This window comes from Parasulfuritortus cantonensis, from assembly GCF_004337445.1.
Lineage (GTDB): Bacteria > Pseudomonadota > Gammaproteobacteria > Burkholderiales > Thiobacillaceae > Parasulfuritortus > Parasulfuritortus cantonensis.
In genome coordinates this window covers 1-22,240 of record NZ_SJZB01000020.1, presented here as the reverse complement: position 1 = coordinate 22,240, position 22,240 = coordinate 1, and the positions used below count along the sequence as shown (strand labels likewise).

At 63.5% G+C, this 22,240-nt stretch carries 24 protein-coding genes and 1 tRNA gene; 5 read left to right on the top strand and 20 right to left on the bottom strand.

Going from position 1 to position 22,240, the window contains the following annotated elements; genetic code table 11:
- Positions 1-211: hypothetical protein (locus EZJ19_RS16015; RefSeq protein ID WP_206199329.1), on the top strand; the 211-nt coding region annotated here is incomplete at its 5' end.
- A 122-nt stretch (positions 212-333) separates the two neighbouring features.
- Here the strand turns inward: EZJ19_RS16015 and EZJ19_RS05740 are convergent.
- The 13 genes from EZJ19_RS05740 to lgt all read right to left on the bottom strand — a co-directional run bounded on the left by EZJ19_RS05740 (position 334) and on the right by lgt (position 12,846).
- Positions 334-642, bottom strand: a complete 309-nt coding sequence (locus EZJ19_RS05740) for a hypothetical protein (RefSeq protein WP_131445388.1) — start codon at positions 640-642, stop codon at positions 334-336.
- Complete coding sequence (locus EZJ19_RS05735) at positions 629-976, bottom strand: hypothetical protein (RefSeq protein WP_131445385.1); 348 nt, start codon at positions 974-976, stop codon at positions 629-631. Before EZJ19_RS05735 ends, EZJ19_RS05740 begins: the two co-directional genes overlap by 14 nt.
- 568 nt (positions 977-1,544) lie before the next feature.
- Positions 1,545-2,543 carry an NUDIX hydrolase gene (locus EZJ19_RS05730; protein WP_131445382.1) on the bottom strand — a complete coding sequence of 333 codons (999 nt, stop codon included), beginning with the start codon at positions 2,541-2,543 and terminating at the stop codon, positions 1,545-1,547.
- 19 nt (positions 2,544-2,562) lie between these two features.
- Positions 2,563-4,881, bottom strand: a complete 2,319-nt coding sequence (locus tag EZJ19_RS05725) for a hydrolase (RefSeq protein WP_206199328.1) — start codon at positions 4,879-4,881, stop codon at positions 2,563-2,565.
- Entirely contained in the window at positions 4,878-5,660 is a 783-nt protein-coding gene (locus EZJ19_RS16010) for a DEAD/DEAH box helicase family protein (protein ID WP_206199327.1), read from the bottom strand. The genes EZJ19_RS05725 and EZJ19_RS16010 overlap by 4 nt, the downstream gene beginning before the upstream one ends.
- Positions 5,657-8,419 carry a site-specific DNA-methyltransferase gene (locus tag EZJ19_RS05720; protein ID WP_131445379.1) on the bottom strand — a complete coding sequence of 921 codons (2,763 nt, stop codon included), beginning with the start codon at positions 8,417-8,419 and terminating at the stop codon, positions 5,657-5,659. The genes EZJ19_RS16010 and EZJ19_RS05720 overlap by 4 nt, the downstream gene beginning before the upstream one ends.
- A gap of 253 nt (positions 8,420-8,672) precedes the next feature.
- Positions 8,673-9,080, bottom strand: a complete 408-nt coding sequence (locus tag EZJ19_RS05715; RefSeq protein WP_131445376.1) for a hypothetical protein — start codon at positions 9,078-9,080, stop codon at positions 8,673-8,675.
- A 52-nt stretch (positions 9,081-9,132) separates the two neighbouring features.
- Positions 9,133-9,540 (bottom strand): helix-turn-helix domain-containing protein, encoded by a 408-nt coding sequence (locus EZJ19_RS05710; RefSeq protein ID WP_131445374.1) that lies wholly within the window; start codon positions 9,538-9,540, stop codon positions 9,133-9,135.
- A 12-nt stretch (positions 9,541-9,552) separates the two neighbouring features.
- Positions 9,553-9,840, bottom strand: a complete 288-nt coding sequence (locus tag EZJ19_RS05705; RefSeq protein WP_240754673.1) for a helix-turn-helix transcriptional regulator — start codon at positions 9,838-9,840, stop codon at positions 9,553-9,555.
- A gap of 90 nt (positions 9,841-9,930) precedes the next feature.
- Positions 9,931-10,437, bottom strand: coding sequence for a hypothetical protein (locus EZJ19_RS05700; RefSeq protein ID WP_131445371.1), 507 nt, complete (start codon positions 10,435-10,437; stop codon positions 9,931-9,933).
- A 119-nt stretch (positions 10,438-10,556) separates the two neighbouring features.
- Positions 10,557-11,777 (bottom strand): tyrosine-type recombinase/integrase, encoded by a 1,221-nt coding sequence (locus EZJ19_RS05695; protein WP_131445368.1) that lies wholly within the window; start codon positions 11,775-11,777, stop codon positions 10,557-10,559.
- Between the two features lie 163 nt (positions 11,778-11,940).
- Positions 11,941-12,016: transfer RNA gene (locus EZJ19_RS05690), tRNA-Ala, on the bottom strand.
- Between the two features lie 50 nt (positions 12,017-12,066).
- The gene (lgt, locus tag EZJ19_RS05685) at positions 12,067-12,846 is read right to left on the bottom strand and encodes a prolipoprotein diacylglyceryl transferase (protein WP_131445365.1); all 780 of its coding nucleotides are present in this window, start codon (positions 12,844-12,846) and stop codon (positions 12,067-12,069) included.
- 153 nt (positions 12,847-12,999) lie between these two features.
- Between lgt and ilvD the strand changes: the two genes are divergently transcribed.
- Genes ilvD through EZJ19_RS05670 form a run of 3 tightly spaced genes read left to right on the top strand, consistent with a single transcriptional unit; the run spans position 13,000 to position 16,127 of the window.
- The gene (gene ilvD / locus EZJ19_RS05680) at positions 13,000-14,853 is read left to right on the top strand and encodes a dihydroxy-acid dehydratase (RefSeq protein WP_131445363.1); all 1,854 of its coding nucleotides are present in this window, start codon (positions 13,000-13,002) and stop codon (positions 14,851-14,853) included.
- Entirely contained in the window at positions 14,850-15,179 is a 330-nt protein-coding gene (locus EZJ19_RS05675; protein ID WP_131445361.1) for a hypothetical protein, read from the top strand. Before ilvD ends, EZJ19_RS05675 begins: the two co-directional genes overlap by 4 nt.
- Positions 15,180-15,206: 27 nt before the next feature.
- Positions 15,207-16,127, top strand: coding sequence for a D-hexose-6-phosphate mutarotase (locus tag EZJ19_RS05670; protein ID WP_131445359.1), 921 nt, complete (start codon positions 15,207-15,209; stop codon positions 16,125-16,127).
- Between the two features lie 73 nt (positions 16,128-16,200).
- Here EZJ19_RS05670 and EZJ19_RS05665 read toward each other — a convergent pair whose 3' ends face one another.
- Genes EZJ19_RS05665 through EZJ19_RS05635 form a run of 7 tightly spaced genes read right to left on the bottom strand, consistent with a single transcriptional unit; the run spans position 16,201 to position 21,327 of the window.
- Positions 16,201-16,782, bottom strand: a complete 582-nt coding sequence (locus EZJ19_RS05665) for an ankyrin repeat domain-containing protein (protein WP_131445357.1) — start codon at positions 16,780-16,782, stop codon at positions 16,201-16,203.
- A 37-nt stretch (positions 16,783-16,819) separates the two neighbouring features.
- Positions 16,820-17,854: a cyclic nucleotide-binding domain-containing protein gene (locus tag EZJ19_RS05660; RefSeq protein ID WP_165873480.1), complete on the bottom strand. Its 1,035-nt coding sequence runs from the start codon at positions 17,852-17,854 to the stop codon at positions 16,820-16,822.
- A 5-nt stretch (positions 17,855-17,859) separates the two neighbouring features.
- A complete protein-coding gene (gene ubiD, locus EZJ19_RS05655) occupies positions 17,860-19,323 on the bottom strand; it encodes a 4-hydroxy-3-polyprenylbenzoate decarboxylase (protein ID WP_131445354.1) in 1,464 nt (487 codons plus the stop codon).
- Positions 19,320-19,760 (bottom strand): PLD nuclease N-terminal domain-containing protein, encoded by a 441-nt coding sequence (locus tag EZJ19_RS05650; protein WP_131445352.1) that lies wholly within the window; start codon positions 19,758-19,760, stop codon positions 19,320-19,322. Before EZJ19_RS05650 ends, ubiD begins: the two co-directional genes overlap by 4 nt.
- A gap of 44 nt (positions 19,761-19,804) precedes the next feature.
- Positions 19,805-20,386, bottom strand: coding sequence for a BON domain-containing protein (locus EZJ19_RS05645; protein ID WP_131445350.1), 582 nt, complete (start codon positions 20,384-20,386; stop codon positions 19,805-19,807).
- Between the two features lie 2 nt (positions 20,387-20,388).
- Positions 20,389-20,976 carry a phosphoheptose isomerase gene (locus EZJ19_RS05640; protein WP_131445349.1) on the bottom strand — a complete coding sequence of 196 codons (588 nt, stop codon included), beginning with the start codon at positions 20,974-20,976 and terminating at the stop codon, positions 20,389-20,391.
- A gap of 12 nt (positions 20,977-20,988) precedes the next feature.
- Positions 20,989-21,327 carry a YraN family protein gene (locus EZJ19_RS05635; RefSeq protein WP_131445347.1) on the bottom strand — a complete coding sequence of 113 codons (339 nt, stop codon included), beginning with the start codon at positions 21,325-21,327 and terminating at the stop codon, positions 20,989-20,991.
- 53 nt (positions 21,328-21,380) lie between these two features.
- On the opposite strand from EZJ19_RS05635, the gene rsmI reads away from it, so the two are divergent.
- Positions 21,381-22,240: 16S rRNA (cytidine(1402)-2'-O)-methyltransferase (gene rsmI, locus EZJ19_RS05630; RefSeq protein WP_131445342.1), on the top strand; the 860-nt coding region annotated here is incomplete at its 3' end.

Genomic DNA, 22,240 nt, shown 5'->3' with positions numbered 1-22,240 from the left:
GGGCGGCCGCTTCGCGCCGCCGACGGTGATGGGGCCGCCGAGCCGCTTCCGCGGCGAAGGCGCCCGGATTGGGCGCCGGCGAATTTCCGCAAGCGAGCCGTCCGGTGCGGTCACGCCGAAGGACGGCGTGCAAAGACGGCAAGGGAATGGATGGTGGCCGAAGGGGGATCGAATTGCAGCCTGGGACTACGATGAATACTGGATTATTTGAACAGGCGAGGCGGTAGATACCGTCAAATATACCGTCAGTCCGTTGTGGCTTACCTTCAAAGAGCCAATATGCGGCGCCAGTGGAAACGCTATTGGATACGCCACCGACGACAAAAAAGAGGGCTAGTTCATCAACTTTACGGATTGCGTTTCTTCGACATCAGGCCCGGCCGCATTATGTGCAAGCATGGCCATCTCGGTGATGCGCTCAGCCATTCCGCCCAGCCGACCCATGGCAGCACTAATGCCCCGATACACGGCACCGGTGTCATCAATAGTCGGATGTTCCATGAGCACCTCCATCTCACAGGACAGGTAGAGGCATTCACGCGCCTCGAAATTGAGCAACGCCTTCCCGATCTGCTTTAGTGTGGCCTGTGCCTCGGCTAGCTGTCGCTCTAGTGAGCGAATTCGCTCCTCATTTCCGGTCATGATTTCCTCCACGTTCTGGTCGTTTGGCCTCCATCTGGTAGTCATACATGACTTCCCAGACCCGCATGTAGGCGTCGTGCCGTACTGGCTCATGTACCGAGTTCTTGAAATTGCTGTAGTCCAAACCTGTTGCCAGACCAGCTAACCTGTTGGCCACCACATCCCGAGGAATGAATGCGCGGTACGAATAATCCGTACCAGCTTTGGCAATGACGTCGAAGCCTGGAAAAACGCGCTCAATATCACCCTTAACCCGTGTACGAACGCAGAGCTTGTCCGGGTCCGGTCCCTTGCTGACAACAGATAGGAATGCATTGTTGAGAAACACCCACATGGCAGTCCTCCTATAGGTGATGGTCAGCTATTACCTGCAAAACCTTATTCCACGCCTTTGATCATGATATGCCTTCACATGCTTAATAACTGATCCTGGAATGGGTATTCAGCGTGCTTGTTTGAACTAGGGCCAACACGACAAATATGGAAACATTGAGAGTGCAGAATAACTATCAGATATCAATTAGATACGATTGTCAAAAAGCACTTTTCAACACCATCTTGGTTGTTCACGATTGGCCTTTTAGGTGTGCATTGCCTCACTACCAGCAGGAAAGCCGATGCGGGTTCTGAAGGCTCAGGCAAGTGATTGGAAGCCCGCCTGGGATACCACGACCGGCTTTTCGCACGAGCCGGTCCAGTACAAAACGGCTGCCTTAACTATTCCCAGCTACTCTCATTTTTCCACCCAGTTAGTCTCATTTTTCAGGACGCGTGTAATTGGAAAGTCACTGGTGCTACTAGAGTTGGGGCCGATCTAGAACCGGAATGAGACTTTAGATTGGACGGGAACGTAGACGGTTTTCCGGTAACGGTGGATGTACGGCCGCTCTCCTCCTGGATGGCTACATGGGTATACCCCAAATCCACACATCGGCGACCTTCGCCGGGGAGTGGCGGCCATGGTCATATTCCGCGTAGTCAAAGGAACGCCCGGCATCGTCATAAGCCACCACAGTTCCATATGCTAAGCCATCGACCTTGACCCGGTCCTCCAGGCAACGCCACCCAAACGGTGACAGAACTGCTTCAGGAATTGCCCCATACATCCCTGCGTCCATGGAAACAACTGTCGGCCACAGACCATAGCGCTCCCTGAAGGCATCAATGGTGTAGAGAATGCGGTACGCTGAGGTCAGGCCATATTGGTTGTCTTCGTGAAAAATCTTCCGGGCGTGTTGGGCGAGCCAGTCTTCATCCCTGAACCATTCCCGCCATTGTTCGCACCTGTCGGCCAGAGCCTCAGCGACCTTGTGATCGACTGTTCTATTTAGCAGTTTGGTAAGTAGCCCAGACGGGGCGAGTGACACGGCCTGTGACTCCCAGCCCATCTCGGAGGGCGTACCACCAATCCGGCGGGCGAGGTAGTAGCGTGTGTAGGTCTCGGAGCGCTTTGAGTCGGCCAGGAAATCTAGCAACTCAACTAGCAAACCGGCTTCCTCCAGGACTTCTCTGATGGCGGCTTCTCGAAGCGGTTCGCCGTGTGTCCGGCCTTTCGGAAACGTACAGGAGTAGCCACCATATTCATTGGTTGGATGTACCAGCCAAACCCTTCCATCCGGTTCGACCACAACCGCACCTGCTGCTGGCTCATAGCCCTTTGGGCAGGAAAATTCCGGCTCAGAGAATTGCCGGCCATAGGCTAGGCGGTTCAGATCGGCCGCGGACAAGGAAACAGGAGACATGCCAACTGCGTTTAGTTTGTCTGGACAACCTCCCTCCGGGATGCAGGTTGCAATCTGCGTCATGTCATCCCACGTATTTGACGTGGTGGCTTCAGAAGGTGCGTTGATGCGCACCTTCTGACCGTTGTCCCTGAGTTTTGGGTGGTACGTGGCCGTCATGTTGCCTCCCCTTCTGTGTCTATGCCACCAGCGTGAGCTTGGCCGGGGCCTGTTTTCCGCCTGGAATGCTGTCCAGCAACTTCATCAAGTCCACAGGAGTTTTCAACAGGTGGTAGGACCACTGTCCAAATCGCCCGTCCCGGTTGACCCCGGCACACCAGCGCAGCGCGCCGGTCTTCTTGAGTTCGGCGTCGCCGACTTCGCCTTTTACCTCGACGATGAGATAACGCTCGTCGGCCAGTCGCACGATGAAGTCCGGCACGTAGTGATGGACCTTGCCGCCTTTCCGGTAACGAATCATCAGACCCAGGTGGTCGTTCTTCGCCCAGGCGATGACCGAGGGGTGTACGTCAAGGCAATACGCGGCGCTCTGTTCCCATTTCTTGGTATCCGCCACGCACAGGTTCAGGTGGCTCTTCTCCACCGTTCCCCAGACATTGCGTGTGGTGAAGAAATTGACCTGGGCCGTGGAGCGCATGCCAGCAGGCCCGGCCGGTATCCTGGCCTTCTCGGCTTCAGAGCGCTCCTTGGCGACGGGCTTGAGAGCGTTGACGAGGGAATCCACAGCCTGAGAAAAGTAGGGGTCCAGCGCAGCATCCACTTTCTCGCGCCCGCCCATCGGGGCCAGTCGGGTGTCCAGCAAAGCCCGCGCGTATCCCAACAGTTGCGGAAATAGCTGGTGTGTCGGGATGGTCTGCGGGTGCTCCTCCAGCCATCGACCAGTAGCCTGTGCGGCGATACGGAATGCCACGTGTTGCTCGCGGATATCCTGGCGCCATTCGGCCAGGTCCAGGACTTGTGAGCCGCCCGGTCCGAAAGGCAGCAGTTTGCCATCCTGGGTGACCATGGGCCGCATGAGTGTACTGTCCGGCACCGTCATGGGGTTCAGTTCCAGGGTCGGCACCCGGTTCCAATCGATTTCGACCCCAACGTGGCCTGGGTCGTCATAGCCCTCAACCACCGGGAAGGTTATCTCGAAGACCGACTTGTCCTCGACGGCAAACACATGGTTCACCTCGCGCTCCCCGATGGGGCCGGTGGTGCCGCTTATCTTGAACGGTATCAGTTCGAAGGGAACGCCCAGTACCGATGCGTCCTCAACTATCAGTAGGCCGTCATCGCTCATGCTGTAGTGCGTACGCCGCAGCGCTCTACCCACTACCTGCTCGCATAGCAGTTGCGAACCGAACGGCCTCAGGCCAATGACATGGGTCACCGTGGTGGCATCCCAGCCTTCGGAGAGCATGGCCACCGAGATGATGCAGCGCACGTCGCGTCCCGGCGGGATGGCCGGATCGATCCAGACCACGTCGCTGTCGTCTTCGGCTGCCTTGGCGTTGTTCTTCGCGACGATGGCAGCGTATTCGTCCGGGACCTTGCCACCCGGCCAGGCGGTCTTGCCCACCGTTTCCAGCACGAAGCGCAGGCGCCGCGCCTCGTCGCTGCCGCTGCCGGATTCGATTTCCTCCGACACCTTTGAATCGATGCGCACGGTCACCATCTGGCCGGGCTTGTTGCGGAAGCACTCAGGTGCCGCGCCATAGGCGTCGTTGCCTTCTGCCAGCCAGCCATGCACTTCCTTGGCCAGGCTCGTATCCCGGCAGACGATGATGAATACCGGCGGCGCCGGTGAGCGGCGACGCTTGGCAGCGAATTCGTCGGCCCACTTATTTCTGGTTGTTTCCCACTCCTCGGCGAGCAGGCCGATGGGCTGGGCCGCGAAGCGCACCACGTCCTGGGGTGCCGGTTCACCGGCCGGACTGCCCTCGGCCAGCAATTGCGCTTGTACCCAGCGCCAGATGTTGAAATAGGCCGGTCGCTCGTCGCCGGTCGCGTCAGCACTCGGAAGCATGGGAATCTTCACCATGCCCGCCTCGATGGCATCCAGCAGGCCGAAGTCGGAGACGATCCACGGGAATGGTTTGCCTACCTCGTTTCCGCTGCCCTGGATGTAGAACGGCGTTGCCGACATGTCCACGCACAGGCGGATGCCATTACGGCCAGTTTTGCCGCCCAGCATCTTGTTGATGCGATCCAGTCCGTCGATCCAGACGGTGGCCTCCCGGTCGTTGCGGTCGGCCATCTCCTTGTCCAGAACCACTTCCTCGGCCACGTCGCCACGCCGGTAGGCATGGTGGGCCTCGTCGTTCATCACCATCACGGTCGGGCTGCGTCCGCGCCGGTTGCCCAGCACGCGCTGCACGAAGGCCCGGTCGGATTCCAGATACTGGGTCTCCTGGGTTTCCACCTTCTGGCCGTCGATGGTCTTGGTGACGGTCTTCGTTACCGGTACGCCGCGCTTCACAACCTTGGCCGTAACCCCGTTCACGTCCTTCATTTCCTGCAGGGCCAGGTTGTGCCAGTTGGTGACGATGACATCCCCCGGCGCAGGTCAGGCAGCAGGTGTGCCGGAACGATTTCCCGCGTGGCATACAGGGATTGCTCGCCCAGCAGCGGGTCCAGTTCCCGCAGCCGGTCGCGGATGGTCACGTTGGGGCAGATGACCAGCACGGTGTCGGTGAAGCGGTCGTCATCCGGCCGGTACAGGCGGTTGAGGATGCTCCAGGCAGCCAGCATGGCCATCACCGTGGTCTTGCCGGTACCGGTGGCCATCTTCAGGGCATAGCGGATGAAGGCACGGTAGCCTTTCTCATTGCTTGCCGGCCCAGGTTCATCCTTGGGTACCTGCTCGGCTAGGCCCTGCAACAGGTCCTGGGGGCCTTCGGTCAGGAAGATGACAGCCTCGGCGGCCTCACGCTGGGCGAAGAAAAGCCGTTCGCGCCGGTCTTCGCGGTGCCACAGCGCCAGGAGTTCCTGTGTGATTGCGGTAGCTCCCGCGTAACCACGTTCCTTCCAGCGCTTCACCCGCTCCCGTATCTGGTTGGCAACCTGAATCTCGACTTCCTCGCCAGGCGTGTCGCTCTCGAACAGTTCCCGCTGTTTTTCCTTCTTGGATTTGCCGCGTGCCGCGCCCTCGGGTACCCGGAAGTAATAGCTGGCGCTGCGCCGGCCCGACCGCTTCTCTGGCGGCTGACCCTTGCGGATGACCCAGTGGAACTGCGGCTCCTCAAAGGCCGAGTTGATGATGGGGTTTTCGACGGTAGGCAGGGCGCTCATTTCTTGCCCTCGGCCTTTACCTCCCGCACCGCCATCAACTCATTGCCCCGCTCGTCGATGACCTTCACGGCGATGCGGCGCCGCATGCCGAGTTCAAAGGGTTCGCTCTCCGTGCCGGCCAGGTGTTCCCATACCCCCGGCTCGAACTGGGCCTTGAGTGATTTCTGCAGGTTGTCCCAGGCACTCGTTTTCGGGAAGAAGACCTGGCTGGCGATGAAACACATCCCGTCGTAGTCCGTGTCCAGCATCCAGCAGGGCAGGTTCTCGGCGGCGTACTCCTCGGTTTCCAGGGTCGCCGGGTTGAAGATGTCCAGGCCCTTCAGTTTCACCTGCACCAGGTCTGTGCCGGTGTTCTTGTCCTTGCCGGCCTTCACCACGTCGATGTCCGGCAGGCCGGTCACCGAGAAGATTTCAGAAGCGCGGGTGGTCTTCAGCAGGTCGGACATGAGTACGTCCGGTGTCACGGTGATGAAGGCGCAGGGCAGGATTTTCTTGCTGCGGTCCTCCAGCATCTCCCGTGCCTTGGCCTGGATGGCGAAGCCGAAGAAATACAGCTTCGCGAACTTGGCATCGCTGGCTTCGCTGGCGGCAGCCCACACCGTCTCCGAGCCGATGGCGCCATCCTCCGGACCGAACACGATGGCCACCCGCTTGTCGCTGCCGTTCTGCTCCTCGGCCTCGGCATGCAGATAGTCGTAGCCGTCCAGGGAGCGCACGTTGTCGAATGCCAGGGTGCGGTTTTCCGGCAGGCGCAGGGTACGTGACAGCTTCAACACCCGCACCATGCGGTCGATGTGGTTGCCGCCGTCGTTGTAGGCGCCCAGTTCCTGCTGTGCTGTCAGGACAGGAGCGTCATCAGCCGCGGGGGCAGGCGGCTGCTCCACTTCGATAGCGGCCGGCATCAGGGCCTCGACCGCGAAGGGTCCGGCCACGCGGGTGACGTTCTTCAGGATTTCGGGCCGGTCAACCAGCACTTCCATCGCTGGCGGCTCGTCGTTGGCGATGGACTTGAGGGTGATGTGCGGCACCAGGCCGCCGACTTCCTCGCCCTTCCTATTCTGCTTGTGCTCATATCGGAAACCGCCACGGGGGCCGACCTTCGGGTCTTGCAGGTCGTAGTAAGGGAAGGTTGCGGTCAGCAGCCGCTGCCGCGCCAGGGCCAGGGGCACGCGGGAGGTGTCGGTGGTAATCCAGCGCCGGCCCCATTGCTCGGCAACGTAGGCGGTGGTGCCAGAACCGCAGGTGGGGTCGAGGACCAGGTCGCCGGGGTCGGTGGCCATGAGCATGCAGCGTTGGACCGCTTTTGTGGATGTTTGGACGACGTACAACTGTGGGTCGGAAAATCCGCTTACAACGGTATCGGGCCAAACAGTAGTGATTGGTCCAACAGCGAGGTCATCCAAAAAATTCACAAAGCGAAGTGTGTTCCCCATTGCGATTAAGCGGTTTGCATCAGCAAGTCGCTTCATTCCCTCCGGCGTGGTGGACCAGTGTTTGCCTTGTTTTGGGCGGAATATTCTGCCGTCAAACTCAAAGGGGTCTGTATTACCTCCAGAACCGGCGCCTTCTGGTGGTTTATGTCGGAATAATCTCGCTCCCGCTGGCCATATGGCCGAATCATCTTTTTCGTCTTTGGTTAAGCGGCGCCGTGCTCCATCGGGAAACTCAAACCAAAGGTCTTGCCCAACAAACGCGCTGGTTTCCATCTTCGGCACATAAAGCTGTCGGTACTTCGCATTCTCGGCGTTCTTTCCATACCAGCAGATAAAATCATAATTGGCTGGCAATAAGCCAGAAGCTTGGTATCCAGTCTTCTTGAACGCAATGACGCCAAGACAATTTTGTGGACCAAAAACCTCGTCCATTACGCTCCGGATGTGGTGCAGGTTCTCATCTGAAATCTGCACGAACACGCTGCCCGACTCGGTTAGCAGTTCCCGCGCCAGCAGCAGCCGGTCGCGCAGGTAGGTCAGGTAGGAATGCAGGCCCAGTTCCCAGGTGTCCCGGTATGCCTTCACCATCTCCGGCTCGCGGGTCATCTGGTCGTCGTCGGCGTGCTTCACGTCACGCTTGCGCACGAAGGGCTGGAAGTTGGAACCGAATTTCACGCCATAGGGCGGGTCCATGTAGATCATCTGGACCTGTCCGCCCAGGCCCTCGTATTCCAGCAGGGAGTTCATCACCACCAGACTGTCGCCCAGTACCAGACGGTTCACCCACGGTCCCTTGTGCTCGTAGGCGCGCAACTTGTCGGTGAGGTCAAGTTGCGGGTCGCCGAAAAGGTCCAGGGTGGTGCCCTTGGCTTTGTGGCTCTGGAGGCCGTCGATGATGGCCTTGGTGGAATGCCGCTCATGTACGAACAGCGGCAGGGTGGGCACCTTGATTTCAGCCCGTTCAGCCTTGCCGGCCCAGTTCAGGAAGGGTTTGGAAAGAGTTTGCAGAAGGGTTACGCAAGCCTTTAGGCTGGTTACCCGAAACCGTCCGTCAACGGTTGTTTGCGGTTGGGCGAACACGACTTCCTCGCCCTCATCCACACAGCGTTGGAGGAGGGAGAGCAGCCATTCCGCCTGTTCCCGACCGGGGTTCTCGTCCCAGGACAGGGCCGGGTCCAGGCTGGAGTCGTAGCGGTATGCCTTGGGCGGCCGCTTCTCCTTCAGGAATTCCTGTTGCAGGCCCACATCGGGGCGCTGAACGGCTTTCTGGTCGTGGGCATAGGTCTGCGCGTCGGCTGGCGACGCGGTCTTGGTTTTCTTGGCCACTGTACTGTCTCCCGGCTCTTATTCGCGTTGGCCTGGAAAGCTACCACAGCCGTGCTGGCCGAGCGACGTTACCTGAAGAAATCCGTAGAAACTGGACAAAAAATTGAATCAACTACCCCAAGAGAGGGGGGAACTACTCCATGCCGTGGGGCAGTCTCACCCCGGACGGTGGGGTAGCGATGATGTCCACTACCCTCTCGGACGGGGTGAAAATGACCTCCATAGGCGTGTCCGCTACCCCCACATCTGGGGACTATGTATTCCTACCAGTTATCGCAGCCGAAATTCCGGGTTTACCGGGCTTGGGGGTGGGGCGCTCGACTGCTTCAGCAAGGTTCAGATTTTCCATCAGCGCCCATGCGCCAGGGTGGTAGTTACGCGGTCCAATATCCAGGCCGACGTAGTTGTTGATGGAGAGCCAGGTGACCGCATAGAGGCTGGCACCGATGTTCCTGCCTCCCTGCCTGGTCTGGACAATCAACCCCCGCTCAATCAGTTCCGCGCGGGCGCGAGCCGGCGTGTTCCTGGACCAGCCGCGCTTGATCAGCCAACTCTCCGTCAATTGCAGGTGGCCGTTGTTGCGCCCGTTGAGTTGCCGACCGAGTTCCAGCAGGAGGGCCTTGGCCGTGTGACTGGCACCGGTGAAGGCGACGCTGTCCATCACCCGGTGCGGCAGCCGGAGGTGGCCCTCCGTGACGACTTGGGGAAGTGACTCACGCCGCCTTGTTGCCATGGAAAACCCTCCGGCATTCCTGGGCGTAGTGCCGGCCAATGTCGCCGGCCTGGGCAATTGCTGCCGCACTAAGCCAATACTGCGCGACATGGGAGACACGTCCGTGGTCACGAGTCAGCACACTAATGGTCATCTTGTGGATCGGCCAGCCCCTTGCACGCAACTTGTGGACATCGGCTGCCAGCCGACTGGCGCTAAACCGGTACTGAACATCTCTATGGGTCGGGCGGTAGCCTTCGAGCAGGATGCCCAGGACGCGACCATATACCGATTTGGCAGGCGGGTAAGAGAACGGCGGAATAGACGGGGTGTACTGGTTGGTGATGGCAGATACAGACCGAGCAACCCGCTCGTCAACGCCTTCAAGGTTGAGGTGAAGTTGTTCCATGTCGGCCTCCCCTTACTTCGCCGCAGCCAAGACTTGGCGGAGGTCTCCCACCCGCCACCGGGTAGCGCCACCCATCTTCACTGGAGCAGGCAGCCTGCCGTTCTTGACGTCACGCCAGACGCTGGTTGGTCCCTTGTCGATCAGGCCACCGACGACGCGGATGCCCACCAGGGCGTCGTCAGGGAGGGAGGGGAAGGCTTGCAGGGCAGCCGGAATCTTGGGCGACTTGGCGCGGCTGGAAGTCTTTCCAGCCTTCTTGTCGGTGGCTTCAGACGATGCTGAGTTCTGATGCTTGGTCATGCCGTCATGTCTCCTATACGGATTGGCACCGGGACGGTTTGCCTGGTGCATGGCGGCATCATCGGAAAGTTGAAGAATTAGCCTTTCTCGTTACTCCTGGGCTTTTGAGAATTTCTTGCGCATGCGATATACAGCAGACCGTATAGCGCCGCCAGTTACTGGCTTTTCTGTCTGTCGACGTCCATCAGCCTGTGCTTGACTCAAGGCGTGATTGAACATGCGCGCTGCGAATTCAAAGGTCGACGGTGCTGACTTACGCCTTTCCTTTTCGGCGTCCTGGTAGTCATCTCGGTACCAGTCTACTAGCTGAGCATACTGTTCCGCCTCATCTTCAATCCGGTCAATTCGCGCGGCTTCCGCCTTGATGTGGGTCTCATCACCCCGGTCTATTGAAGGCCAATCACAGGCTGCCTTCCAGAACAGCAGCATTAAACGTTGTCGGTGGCTATTGGGTGGTCTGTGACTCGGTTTCTGAGGTGGGAGCACATTCAGATGGAGAGCCGCCTCCGTTGCGGGGTGTTGGGTTACGCGCGACAACACATCCGACAGATAGCGAACCAAGTCCGGTTCCATTTGGGCGAACTCACGCAGTTGCATGGAGGCCATGCTCAACAACTCACCTCCGACTACGTGGTTGCCATTTCTCGCCTGCTCAATTTTGTCGGCAAGCCTGCCAACCGGCCACTTCTCGGGAGGTCTATTAGTTGAACCCATGACTAAGCGGCAAAACCGGGAAAGGTGAGAATTTCTGCGCCCTGCCTCAATTGATCTAGGTAATCTGCCCAGCGCTGCATCATCTCCCTTCTCTGAGGAAGGTGCGCCGTGCGGTTATAGGCGCGGCCGTTCGGGTCTCGTACCGCATGTGCAAGCTGGTGTTCGATCAGATCGGGGCGGAAGCCCAGGACCTCGTCCAGAACCGTCCGCGCCATTGCTCGGAAACCATGGGCAGTAAGGGTGGTTTGGTCATAACCCATCCGACGCAGGGCGGCGTTGACGGCGGCGTCGCTCATAGGTTTATTGTGGTCGCGGATGCTCGGGAACAGGTAGCGGCCATGGCCCGTCAGCGGTTTCAGTTCTTTGAGGATATCGACTGCCTGACGAGCCAAGGGCACGATGTGGTCCTGGGACTTGATCTTCATGCGCATGGCAGGGACCGTCCACGTCGCCGCTTCCAGATCGAACTCAACCCACTCTGCCAGGCGAAGCTCACCGGGCCGGACGAAAAAGAGGGGTGCTAATTGCAGGGCGGATTTGACCGGGAACGTGCCGGTGAATCCGTCGATGGCGCGCAGCAGGGGACCAATTTCCTTGGGGTCGGTTATTGCTGGGTAATGTTGCGGCTTCCAGGGAGCAAGTGCGCCACGCAGGTCACCGGATACATCGCGATGCGCGCGACCCGTGGCTACGGCATAACGGAACACTTGCCCGGCGTTTTGCATGGCTCTATGCGCGGTTTCGACGGCACCACGGGATTCAATTCGACGCAGGGATGCCAGTAGTTCCGGAGCGGTGATTTCAGCAATCGGCCGGCTGCCAATCCACGGGAACAGGTCGCGTTCCAGACGGCGGATAATCTTCTCGGCATGGCTCGGTGCCCAATGAGTGACTTGTTTCTGGTACCACTCGCGCGCGACGGCCTCGAAACTGCTCTCGGCAGCCTCTATACGGGAACGTTTGACCGCTTTCTTCTCAGCCATAGGGTCTATACCGTTGGCCAGCTTCTTACGCGCTTCATCGCGTCGTTCGCGCGCCTCAGCGAGCGTGATGTCGGGATAGACACCCAAGGCCAGTGTCTTGCGCTTTTCAGTGTGCCGGTAGTCCATCCGCCAGTACTTGCCGGATGGAGAAACCAGCAGATACATCCCCTTTTCATCGGCCAGTTTATAGGGCTTGTCCGCTGGTTTGGCCTTCTTAACAGCTACGTCTGTCAGTGCCATGACGGTATCTCCCATGACGGTATAACCGGATACCGCCATATATACCGCCAGTTGTGACGGTATTCAATGGGTGCCGTTGGTGCTGCTTGGGACATAAAAAAGCCCGCATGACCTGTATCCATGCGGGCTTCGTATCGTGTTGGTGTTTCTTGGTGTCGCGAATTGGTGGACCGAAGGAGGATCGAACTCCCGACCTCTGCATTGCGAACGCAGCGCTCTCCCAGCTGAGCTATCGGCCCTTGGGCGGCGAAATATAGCAAAAAATCCGAATGTTGGGTAATGGGCCCGGTCAGCTGCGCCGGAAAAAAAACACCAGGCCGAGCAGCACCATGGGCACGCACAGCCATTGCGCGGTGGACAACTCGAAGGGCAGGCCGCTGAATATGCCCGGGTCCGGGTGGCGGAAGAACTCGGCGGCGAAGCGCAGCGCACCATAGCCGACCAGGAACAGCGCCGAGACCTTGCCGACCGCGCGCGGCCGGCTGGCATAGAGCCACAGGAGGGCGAACAGCAACAGGCCCTCCCCGGCGGCCTGGTAGAGCTGGGAAGGGTGGCGCGGGATCTGGTCGACCTGCGGGAAGATCATCGCCCAGGGCAGGTCGGGGCTGGCCGGACGGCCCCACAGCTCGCCGTTGATGAAGTTGCCGAAGCGCCCGAACATCAGGCCGATGGGAACCAGCGGGGCGACGAAATCGCTGATCTGGAAGAAGGTCCGGCCGGTCTTGCGGGCAAACCAGGCGAGGGCGGCGAGGACGCCCAGGAAGCCGCCGTGGAAACTCATCCCGCCCTTCCACACCGCGACGATCTCCAATGGATGGCTGAAGTAATAGCCGGGCTGATAGAACAGCACCTCGCCCAGGCGCCCGCCGATGATCACGCCGAGGATGCCGTAGAACAGCAGGTCGTCGATCATGTCGCGGTTCCAGCCCAGGTCGGGGCGGCGCCGGGCATGCAGGCGGCCGAGCAGGATGAAGGCGACGAACGCGGCGACATACATCAGGCCGTACCAGCGTACCGCGAGCGGCCCGAGTTGGATGGCGACCGGATCGAATTGGGGGTGGACCAGCATCGGTGACCTCGGTGTGGTGGCGTCGCCTGCGTCGCTCGCCGGAGGCGCGGCAGCGCGGCTTCGCGTCCCGCGCGGCATCCGGGCCAAAGGGGCATCCCAAGGCGCCGGCGGGGGTTAAAATGGCAAAATTATAGACCGAGCAAGGTGACCGAAATGCCGCAATACCGTTCCCGCACCACCACCCATGGCCGCAACATGGCGGGGGCCCGCGCGCTCTGGCGCGCCACCGGCATGAAGGAGGGCGACTGGAACAAGCCGATCATCGCCATCGCCAACTCGTTCACCCAGTTCGTGCCCGGCCACGTCCACCTCAAGGACCTGGGCCAGATGGTGGCGCGCGAGATCGAGGCGGCCGGCGGCGTCGCCAAGGAATTCAACACCATCGCGATCGACGACGGCATCGCCATGGGTCACGGCGGCATGCTCTATTCCCTGCCCAGCCGCGACCTCATCGCCGACAGCGTCGAGTACATGTGCAACGCCCACTGTGCCGACGCCCTGGTCTGCATCTCGAACTGCGACAAGATCACCCCGGGGATGCTCATGGCGAGCCTGCGCCTGAACATCCCGACGGTGTTCGTCTCGGGTGGCCCCATGGAGGCGGGCAAGGTGACCTGGCAGGGCAAGACCATCATGCTCGACCTGATCGACGCCATGATCCAGGCGGCCGACAGCCACTGCTCGGACGCGGAGGTGGAGGCGACCGAGCGTTCCGCCTGTCCGACCTGCGGCTCCTGCTCCGGCATGTTCACCGCCAACTCGATGAACTGCCTCACCGAGGCCCTGGGCCTGTCCTTGCCGGGCAACGGTTCCCTGGTCGCCACCCACGCCGACCGCAGGGAGCTGTTCCTGCGCGCCGGCCGTCTCGCCGTCGATCTGGCACGGCGCTATTACGAACAGGACGACGCCTCGGTGCTGCCGCGTTCGATCGCCACCTTCGAGGCGTTCGAGAACGCCATGACCCTGGACATCGCCATGGGCGGTTCCAGCAACACCGTGCTGCACCTCCTGGCGGCGGCGCGCGAGGCCGGGGTCGACTTCACCATGAAGGACATCGACCGCCTGTCGCGCAAGGTGCCGCATCTCGCCAAGGTGGCGCCCTCGACCCAGCTCTATCACATGGAGGACGTCCACCGTGCCGGCGGCGTCATGGCCATCCTGGGCGAACTCGACCGGGCCGGCCTGATCCACCGCGAGGTCGGCACCGTGCACAGCGGCAGCCTCGGTGAGGCGATCCACGTCTGGGACGTGATCCGCGCCCACGACGTCTCGGTGTTCGACTTCTACAAGGCGGCGCCGGGCGGCGTGCCGACCCAGGTCGCCTTCAGCCAGGATCGCCGCTATCCGGAACTGGATCTCGACCGGGCCCAGGGGTGCATCCGGGACCAGGCCCACGCCTTTTCCCAGGACGGCGGCCTGGCCGTGCTGTACGGCAACCTGGCTGTGGACGGCTGCATCGTCAAGACCGCCGGCGTCGACGCCAGCATCCTCAAGTTCACCGGCCCGGCGCGGGTGTTCGAGAGCCAGGACGCGGCGGTCGAAGGCATCCTGGGCGACCGTGTCCAGGCCGGCGACGTCGTCATCGTCCGCTACGAGGGCCCGCGCGGCGGCCCCGGCATGCAGGAGATGCTCTATCCGACCAGCTACCTGAAGTCCAAGGGCCTGGGCAAGGCCTGCGCCCTGATCACCGACGGCCGTTTCTCCGGCGGAACGTCGGGCCTGTCCATCGGCCACGTCTCGCCTGAGGCCGCCGAGGGCGGCAACATCGGTCTGGTCGAGGACGGCGACACCATCGAGATCGACATCCCGAACCGGATCATCCGCGTCGCCGTCAGCGACGAAGTGCTGGCGGAGCGGCGCGCCGCGATGGTGGCCAAGGGCAAGGATGCCTGGACCCCGGTCGGCCGCGACCGCCTGGTTTCCCCGGCCCTGCGCGCCTACGCCGCCATGACCACCTCGGCGGCCAACGGCGCCGTGCGCGACGTCAGCCAGGTCGAACGCAAGTGACCGCCCAGGAGGCGCCCGAAACCGGCCTGCCCGACCCGCTCGCGCGGTTCCGGAACTGGCGCGCCTTCCTGTACGTCGCCGTGCTGCTGAACGGGCTGTTCATCTGGGGCATGTGGGGCAGCGTCGCGGATCCCAAGGTGGCGATCTGGACGAAGGCGATCAGCTGGCTGCCGTTCAACGTCATCGCCACCGTGCTGTACCTGGTCTTCATGGCCAAGACCGGTGGCCCGGACAGGTCCGGGCGGCGCTCGCCGGGCGGCGTCTTCCATGCCCTACTTTGTCTGGCCATGATCGCGGCGAACTGGCTCGCCATGGTCGTGGCCTGACGCCGACGACAACTACAGGAGCAGACCATGAACGTCACCGAATTGAACGAGCACTACGGCCAGCCCGGACTCCGCTTCGCCGAGGGCGCGGGTGAATTGATCTATGCCGAGATCGACAACGCGGGCGGCAGCGCGCGCATCTGCCTGCAGGGTGCCCATATCGTCGGCTGGCGGCCGAAGGATCAGACCGAGCCGGTGGTCTGGGTGTCGGATCAGGCCAAGTACGGTCCCGGCAAGTCGATTCGGGGCGGCGTGCCGGTGTGCTGGCCCTGGTTCGGGCCGCACGCCAGCGAATCCGCCTTCCCGGGCCACGGCTTCGCGCGGACGACCATGTGGCAGGTGACGGGCAGCGAGACGCTGGCGGACGGCGCCACGCGTGTCGGCTTCATGCTCATGCCCAACGACCGTACCCATGCCCAGTTCCCGAAGGCCTGCCGGTGCGAGTTGATCGCCACGGTCGGTGCCAGTCTGCGCGTCGACCTGGTCACGAGCAACCTGGATACCGAGACGGTCACCATCGGCGAGGCCTTACACACTTACCTCCGCATCGGCGACATTGCCGACGCCGCGGTCACCGGGCTCGACGGCAGCGAGTACGTGGACAAGGTCGACGGCGGACGCCGCAAGCACCAGGCCGGCGCGGTGATGTTCTCGGGCGAGGTCGACCGGGTCTATGTGAACACCGAATCGGAGTGCCTGATCGAGGATCCCGTGCTCGGCCGCCGAATCCGGATCGCCAAGAGCGGCGGCCGCTCCACCGTGGTCTGGACACCGTGGCAGGAAAAGGCCGAGAAGATGGCGGACTTCGGGCCGGGCAGGGCCGGCCAGGGCGGTTGGCGCGAGATGGTCTGCGTAGAGAGCGGCAACGCGCTCGATGACGTGGTCAGCCTAGCGGCCGGCGAACGCCATACCCTGTCGGTGATCTACAGCGCCGAAGCGTTGGCCTGAGCGCTGCCGCGGCCGTGCGGCCGCGCCAAGAAAAAACGCCGCGTTAGCGGCGTTTTTCATGCTCCCGTCGGATTCAGTGCGGGCGCCGCGGCATGAAGCTGACCACGGCGGCGTCGCTCGGACCGCGCCGACCGGTGGTGGAACAGCTCCCCTCGGTCTCCGGCACGAAGCCGGTGGCCTCGTGCAGCAGGTTGATGACGTCCACCCAGTGACGCTCCTTGGCCATCTGCAGGGCCGTGCGGCCGGCCTCGTTGACCGCCTTGGCATCCGCCCCGGCGTCCAGCAGTACCTCGCAGACGGCGCCTTCGCCGCCGCCCGCCGCCAGCATCAGCGGGGTGATGCCGAAGTGGATGGTGGCGTTCGGATTGGCGCCGGCCTCGACGAGGGCCTTCACGACCGGCGCGAAGCCGGTGTCCAGCTCGTGGTTGTAGGCCGCCTTGAACAGGGCGGTCCAGCCGTTGGCATCGGCCGCGTCCGCGTCGGCGCCGGCGTCGAGGAGGGCCTGGACGGCGTCCAGGTGGCCCTGCCCGGCCGCCGCCATGAGGGCGGTCATGCCGGTCTCGTCGACGGCGTTGGCGTTGGCGCCGGCAGCCAGCAGCTTGCGCAGGGTATCGGTATCGCCGGCGAGTGCGGCGGCGTGCAATTCGGCAGACATGTTGAACTCCTGATCGGTGAATACCTGAGTATTGTAATCAACTATTGCCGTTGTTGAAAACCGGTATCAGGCCGCCTTCGAGCACACAGACGTCGAAACCGCGTTGGCCGAGCAGGAAGGCCGCCGCCGAAGCGCGCCGGCCACTCTCGCAGACGGTGATGTATTTGCGCCGCGGGTCGAGCTGTTCGGCGAGCCCGCGCAGGTTGCCGAGTGGCAGGTTGACACTGCTCGGCAGGCTGAATTCGCGGAACTCCGACTCGCTGCGCACGTCCAGGAAGCGGGCGCCGGCGCCCACCAGGATGGCCGCGGTGCCCGGGTCGACGCGGTGTACCAGGGGCGGTTTGAGCAGGGTGTCGAAGTCGGCCTGGGCCAGGCGCATGAGCTTGCCGGCGCCGGCCATGACCACCGTGGCATTACGCGGTTCGCCGGATAGCAGGGCCTCTTCGCCGAAGGTGTCGCCGGCGCCCAGCTGGGCGACCTTGGTCGCGTCGTCGCCGTCGTAGGCGCGCCAGACGTCCGCCTTGCCCTGCCGGATGATGTAGTAGTAGTCGCCGATCTCGCCCTGGCGCACGATGACCTCGCCGTCCGGCACTTCGACCGTTTCCAGACGGCTGAACAGGATGGCGAAGTTGTGGCTGGGAATCTTGGCGAAAGCCGGGTCGCAGATCAGCCGGAACATCCATTCCGGGTCCTCGCCGGAAATCTCGGTGACCTCGTACGCGGTGGTCTGGTCGGCGGTGAGCAGGTTGTCGAGCAGGTCCTCGTCGATGACCGCCACCTCGACCGGCGTGGCGGCGATGGCGGTGTAGCGCCGGGGCTTCAAGCGCGAGAGCGGGACGTGCGCGGCATCGGTGTCGGCTTCGATGTAGAGCGGCGCGCTGGCCGGATCGGAGCGCAGGGCGACGCGCCCGGACAGCAGGAAATACACGGCGTGGTCGCGCTCGCCCTTTCTGAACAGTTCGCCCCCGACGCCCAGCCGCTGCACGGTCATGGCCTCCGCCGCCTGGCCGAGGCCGGTTTCACTGAGGGCGTCGAGGGGGGAGAAATGGCGGAGCGATTGGGGTTCGAGCATGATATTCAGAGTCCGAGCTGGGACCAGATGGCGTCGACGCGCGACTTCACCTCGGCGGTCATGGCGATGGGCGTGCCCCATTCACGGTCGGTCTCGCCGGGCCACTTGTTGGTGGCGTCGATGCCGAGCTTGGAGCCGAGGCCGGAAACCGGGCTGGCGAAGTCCAGGTAGTCGATCGGGGTGTTCTCGACGACCAGCGTGTCGCGTGCGGGATCGACCCGCGTGGTCAGGGCCCAGATGATGTCCTTCCAGTCCCGCACGTTGACGTCGTCGTCGGTGACCAGGATGAACTTGGTGTACATGAACTGGCGCAGGAAGGACCAGACGCCGAACAGCACCCGCTTGGCGTGGCCGGGGTACTGCTTCTTCATGCTCACCACGGCCATGCGGTAGCTACAGCCCTCGGGCGGCAGCCAGAAATCGACGATCTCCGGGAACTGCTTCTGCAACAGCGGCACGAACACCTCGTTCAGCGCCGCGCCGAGCACGGCCGGCTCGTCCGGCGGTTTGCCGGTGTAGGTGCTGTGGTAGATCGGGTCGCGCCGCAGGGTGACCCGTTCGACGGTGAAGACCGGAAAGGTCTCCTGCTCGTTGTAATAGCCGGTGTGGTCGCCGTAGGGCCCCTCGAGGGCGGTCTCGCCCGGGTGGATGACGCCTTCCAGGACCATCTCGGCCGAGGCGGGCACGTCGAGGTCGTTGCCGAGCGCCTTGGCCACCTCGGTCTTGGCACCGCGCAGCAGGCCGGCGAACTGGTATTCCGACAGCGAGTCGGGTACCGGCGTGACCGCGCCGAGGATGGTCGCCGGGTCGGCGCCGATGGCGACGCAAAGGGGGAAGGGCTGGCCCGGGTTGGCCTGCTGGAAGTCGCGGAAATCGAGGGCGCCGCCTCGATGCGCGAGCCAGCGCATGATGACCTTGTTCGGGCCGATCACCTGCTGGCGGTAGATGCCCAGGTTCTGCCGGCTCTTGCGCGGTCCCCGGGTGATTACCAGGCCCCAGGTGATGAGCGGCGCCACGTCGCCCGGCCAGCAGGTCTGCACGGGCAGGCGGCCGAGGTCGACGTCCTTGCCTTCCCAGACGACCTCCTGGCAGGCCGGCGAACGGACGTTCTTCGGTGCCATGTTGAGGACCTGCTTGAGCACCGGCCATTTTTCCCAGGCGTCGCGCAGGCCCTTGGGCGGCTCCGGTTCCTTCAGATAGGCGAGCAACTGGCCGATCTCGCGCAGCCGGGCCGGGTCCTCCTCGCCCATGCCGAGGGCGACCCGTTTCACGGTACCGAACAGGTTGGCCAGCACCGGCATGGCGTGGCCCTTGGGTTTCTCGAACAGCAGGGCGGGTCCGCCGGCGCGCAGGACGCGGTCGCCGATCTCGGTCATCTCCAGGCGCGGGTCGACCTCGACCGTGATGCGTTTCAGTTCGCCGCGGGCCTCCAGCTGGCCCAGGAAGTCGCGCAGGTCGCGGTATTTCATGCCGTGAACCGCCAGTCGTAATGATCGCCCCGGCGATCCTTGCCCTTGCGGCGGTCTTCCTTGTCCTCGAAGCGCACGTCCTCGCGCCGCTCGTGGCCGGAGCGCCGCTCACGCCCGCTGCGGCGTTCCTCGAGGTCGCGCAGGTGGCAGGTGCACACGGCCTGGTCGCAGCCGGCCAGGGGTACGGCCGGGACCTTGCCGTAGGCGAAGCAGTGGCCGTTGGTCTCGAGCGCCCGCGCGCAGGCGCGCGTCGTGTCGGGGACGATGAACTGCTTGCCCCAGAAGTGGTGTTTGCTCGGGGCCGGCTGGGCCGACGGCATGGCGGGCTCGGCGGCCGGCACGACCACCACGACCTGCCCCGCACTGCGCTGCTTGAACAGCAGGTAGGCGAGCACGCCGGCGACGCCGGCCAGTATCAGTACCAGTATCCACATCATGGCGTGCCTTTGCGCGAAGCGCCCTCCCTTCCGTTCTGGACGGGTCAGTCCGTATATTCGAATACCTTGACCACGCGGCGTACCCCCGAAACGCGGGAGGCGGTTTCCGCCGCCGCATTGGCCTCGGCGTGCTTCACCAGGCCCATAAGGTAGACCACGTCGTTTTCCGTGACCACCTTCACGTGCAGGGCGTTGAACCGGTTGTCGTCCAGGAAGCGGGTCTTGACCTTGGCGGTGGTGTAGCCGTCGTTGCTGCGCGAGGTCAGGCTGGTCGGCACGCCGAGGACGAGTTCGTTGGCAATCTCGCGCACGTTCGGCAGCGTGCGCGCCAGGTCGGCGACGCGGCCCTTGACGGAGGTCGTCGGGACCTCGCCGGTGAGCAGCAGGCGCCGGTTGAAGCTGGTGAAGTTGACGTGCACGCCCTCGATGGCCTGCTCGCGCAAGCGGCTGGCCGCCTTCAGCTCGATCTCCTCGTCCATCAGGTAGGTGCTCGGCGTACGCCGGTCCTCGGCCATCAGGGCGCCGGTGGCGGCGGCGCCCCCGGCCACGGCGGTGCAGCCGGCAATGCCGACGGCGGTCGCAAAGGCGGCAAGGGCGAATAGCGAAGCGCGGTAGCAGGAGGGCATGGTCAGATTCCCAGTAACAGGTTGTCGATGGTGTCGCACAGGCAATGGATGGCGAGCAGGTGGATCTCCCGGATACGCGCGGTGGTCTCGGCCGGTACGCAGACCAGCACGTCCTCCTCATGCAATATCTCTGCCAGGTCGCCGCCGTCGCGGCCGGTCAGCGCCACCACGGACATCTCCTTCTCGTGGCCGGCGCGCACCGCCTCGAGCACGTTGCGCGAATAGCCGCTCGTGGAAATGGCCAGCAGGATGTCGCCCGGACCGCCCAGGGCGGCGACCTGGCGGGCGAACACCAGGCCATAGTCGTAGTCGTTGGCGATCGACGTCAGGGTGGCCGTGGCGCTGGTCAGCGAGATCGCCGCCAGGCCGGGCCGCTCGCGTTCGAAGCGGTTGATCATGGTCGACGCGAAGAGATGGGCGTCGGTCGCCGAGCCGCCGTTGCCGCAGGCCAGTATCTTGCCGTCGCCGAGCAGGGCGCCGACCATGTGTTCGGCCGCCAGGGCGATCGGTCCGGCCAATGCCTCGGCCGACTCCAGCACGGTTTGCGCGCTGTCGGCGAAGGTTTGCTGGATGTGTTCGGTGAGATCCATGGTCCGGCGATTTTATCGCGATTCCCCGAAGGCATCTTTAAGCCAGACCAACCGGTCGCCCTCGAACAGCACGGCGTCGAAGCGGCAGGGGGGCGGGGCGCCGAGTCCGGCCAGGTAAAGGCGCGCCGCATGCAGCAGGCGGGCCTGCTTGGTGGCGGTGATGCTGGCGGCGGCGCCGCCGAAGCGGGCGTCCTTGCGGGCCCGCACCTCGACGAAGACGAGGACGTCGCCGTCGCGCATGATCAGGTCGATCTCGCCGCCCCGGCAGCGCCAGTTGCGCGCGACCGGACGCAGGCCCTGCCTGAGCAGGTAGTCTGCCGCGGCGTCTTCCGCCGCCTTGCCGGCCGCCATGGCCGCCTCCCTTGATAAACTGACGGTACGACGCTAAACCCAAGCTATCCATCATGCAAGCCAGCGAATTCCGCGCCCAGCCGGGCACCCTGTACGTGGTGGCGACCCCGATCGGCAACCTGCGCGACATCACCCTGCGGGCGCTCGACATATTGAAGAGCGTCGACCTGGTGGCGGCCGAGGACACCCGGGTCACGGGCGGCCTCCTGGCCGCCTACGGCATCGCGGCCAAGCTGTTCGCCTGCCATGAGCACAACGAGCGGGCGGCCGCGGCCGAACTGGTGCAGCGCCTGCGCGAGGGCCGCTCCGTGGCCCTGGTCAGCGACGCCGGGACCCCGGCCATCTCCGACCCGGGTGCCCTGGTCGTCCAGGCGGCGCGCGCCGCCGCCCTGGCAGTGGTCCCGATCCCCGGCGCCAGCGCCGTCGCCACGGCGCTCTCGGCGGCCGGTCTGGCCACCGGCGGCTGGCGGTTCCACGGCTTCCTGCCGCACAAGGCGGGTGACCGCCGGCGCGTCCTCGAAGACCTCGCGGCCGTACCGGACAGTCTGGTCTTCTACGAGTCGCCGCACCGCCTGCTGGACACCGTCGGCGATCTCGCGACGGTGCTCGGCGGCGATCGCCGGCTGTTCATCGCGCGCGAACTGACCAAGCGCTTCGAGTCCTTCCACGACGGCCTGCTCGGCGAGGCCGCCGAGTGGCTGCGCGGCGACGACAACCGCCAGCGCGGCGAATTCGTCCTGGTCGTCTCCGGCCGCCCGGAGCAGGCCGACGAGGCCATGCGGGAGGCGCGCCGGGTGCTCGCCATCCTGGTCGAGGACCTGCCCGCCAGCCAGGCGGCCCGACTGGCCGCGCGCATCACCGGAGCCAAGAAGAATGCCCTGTATGATCTGGCCCAGACCCTGAAAGCGGAAAC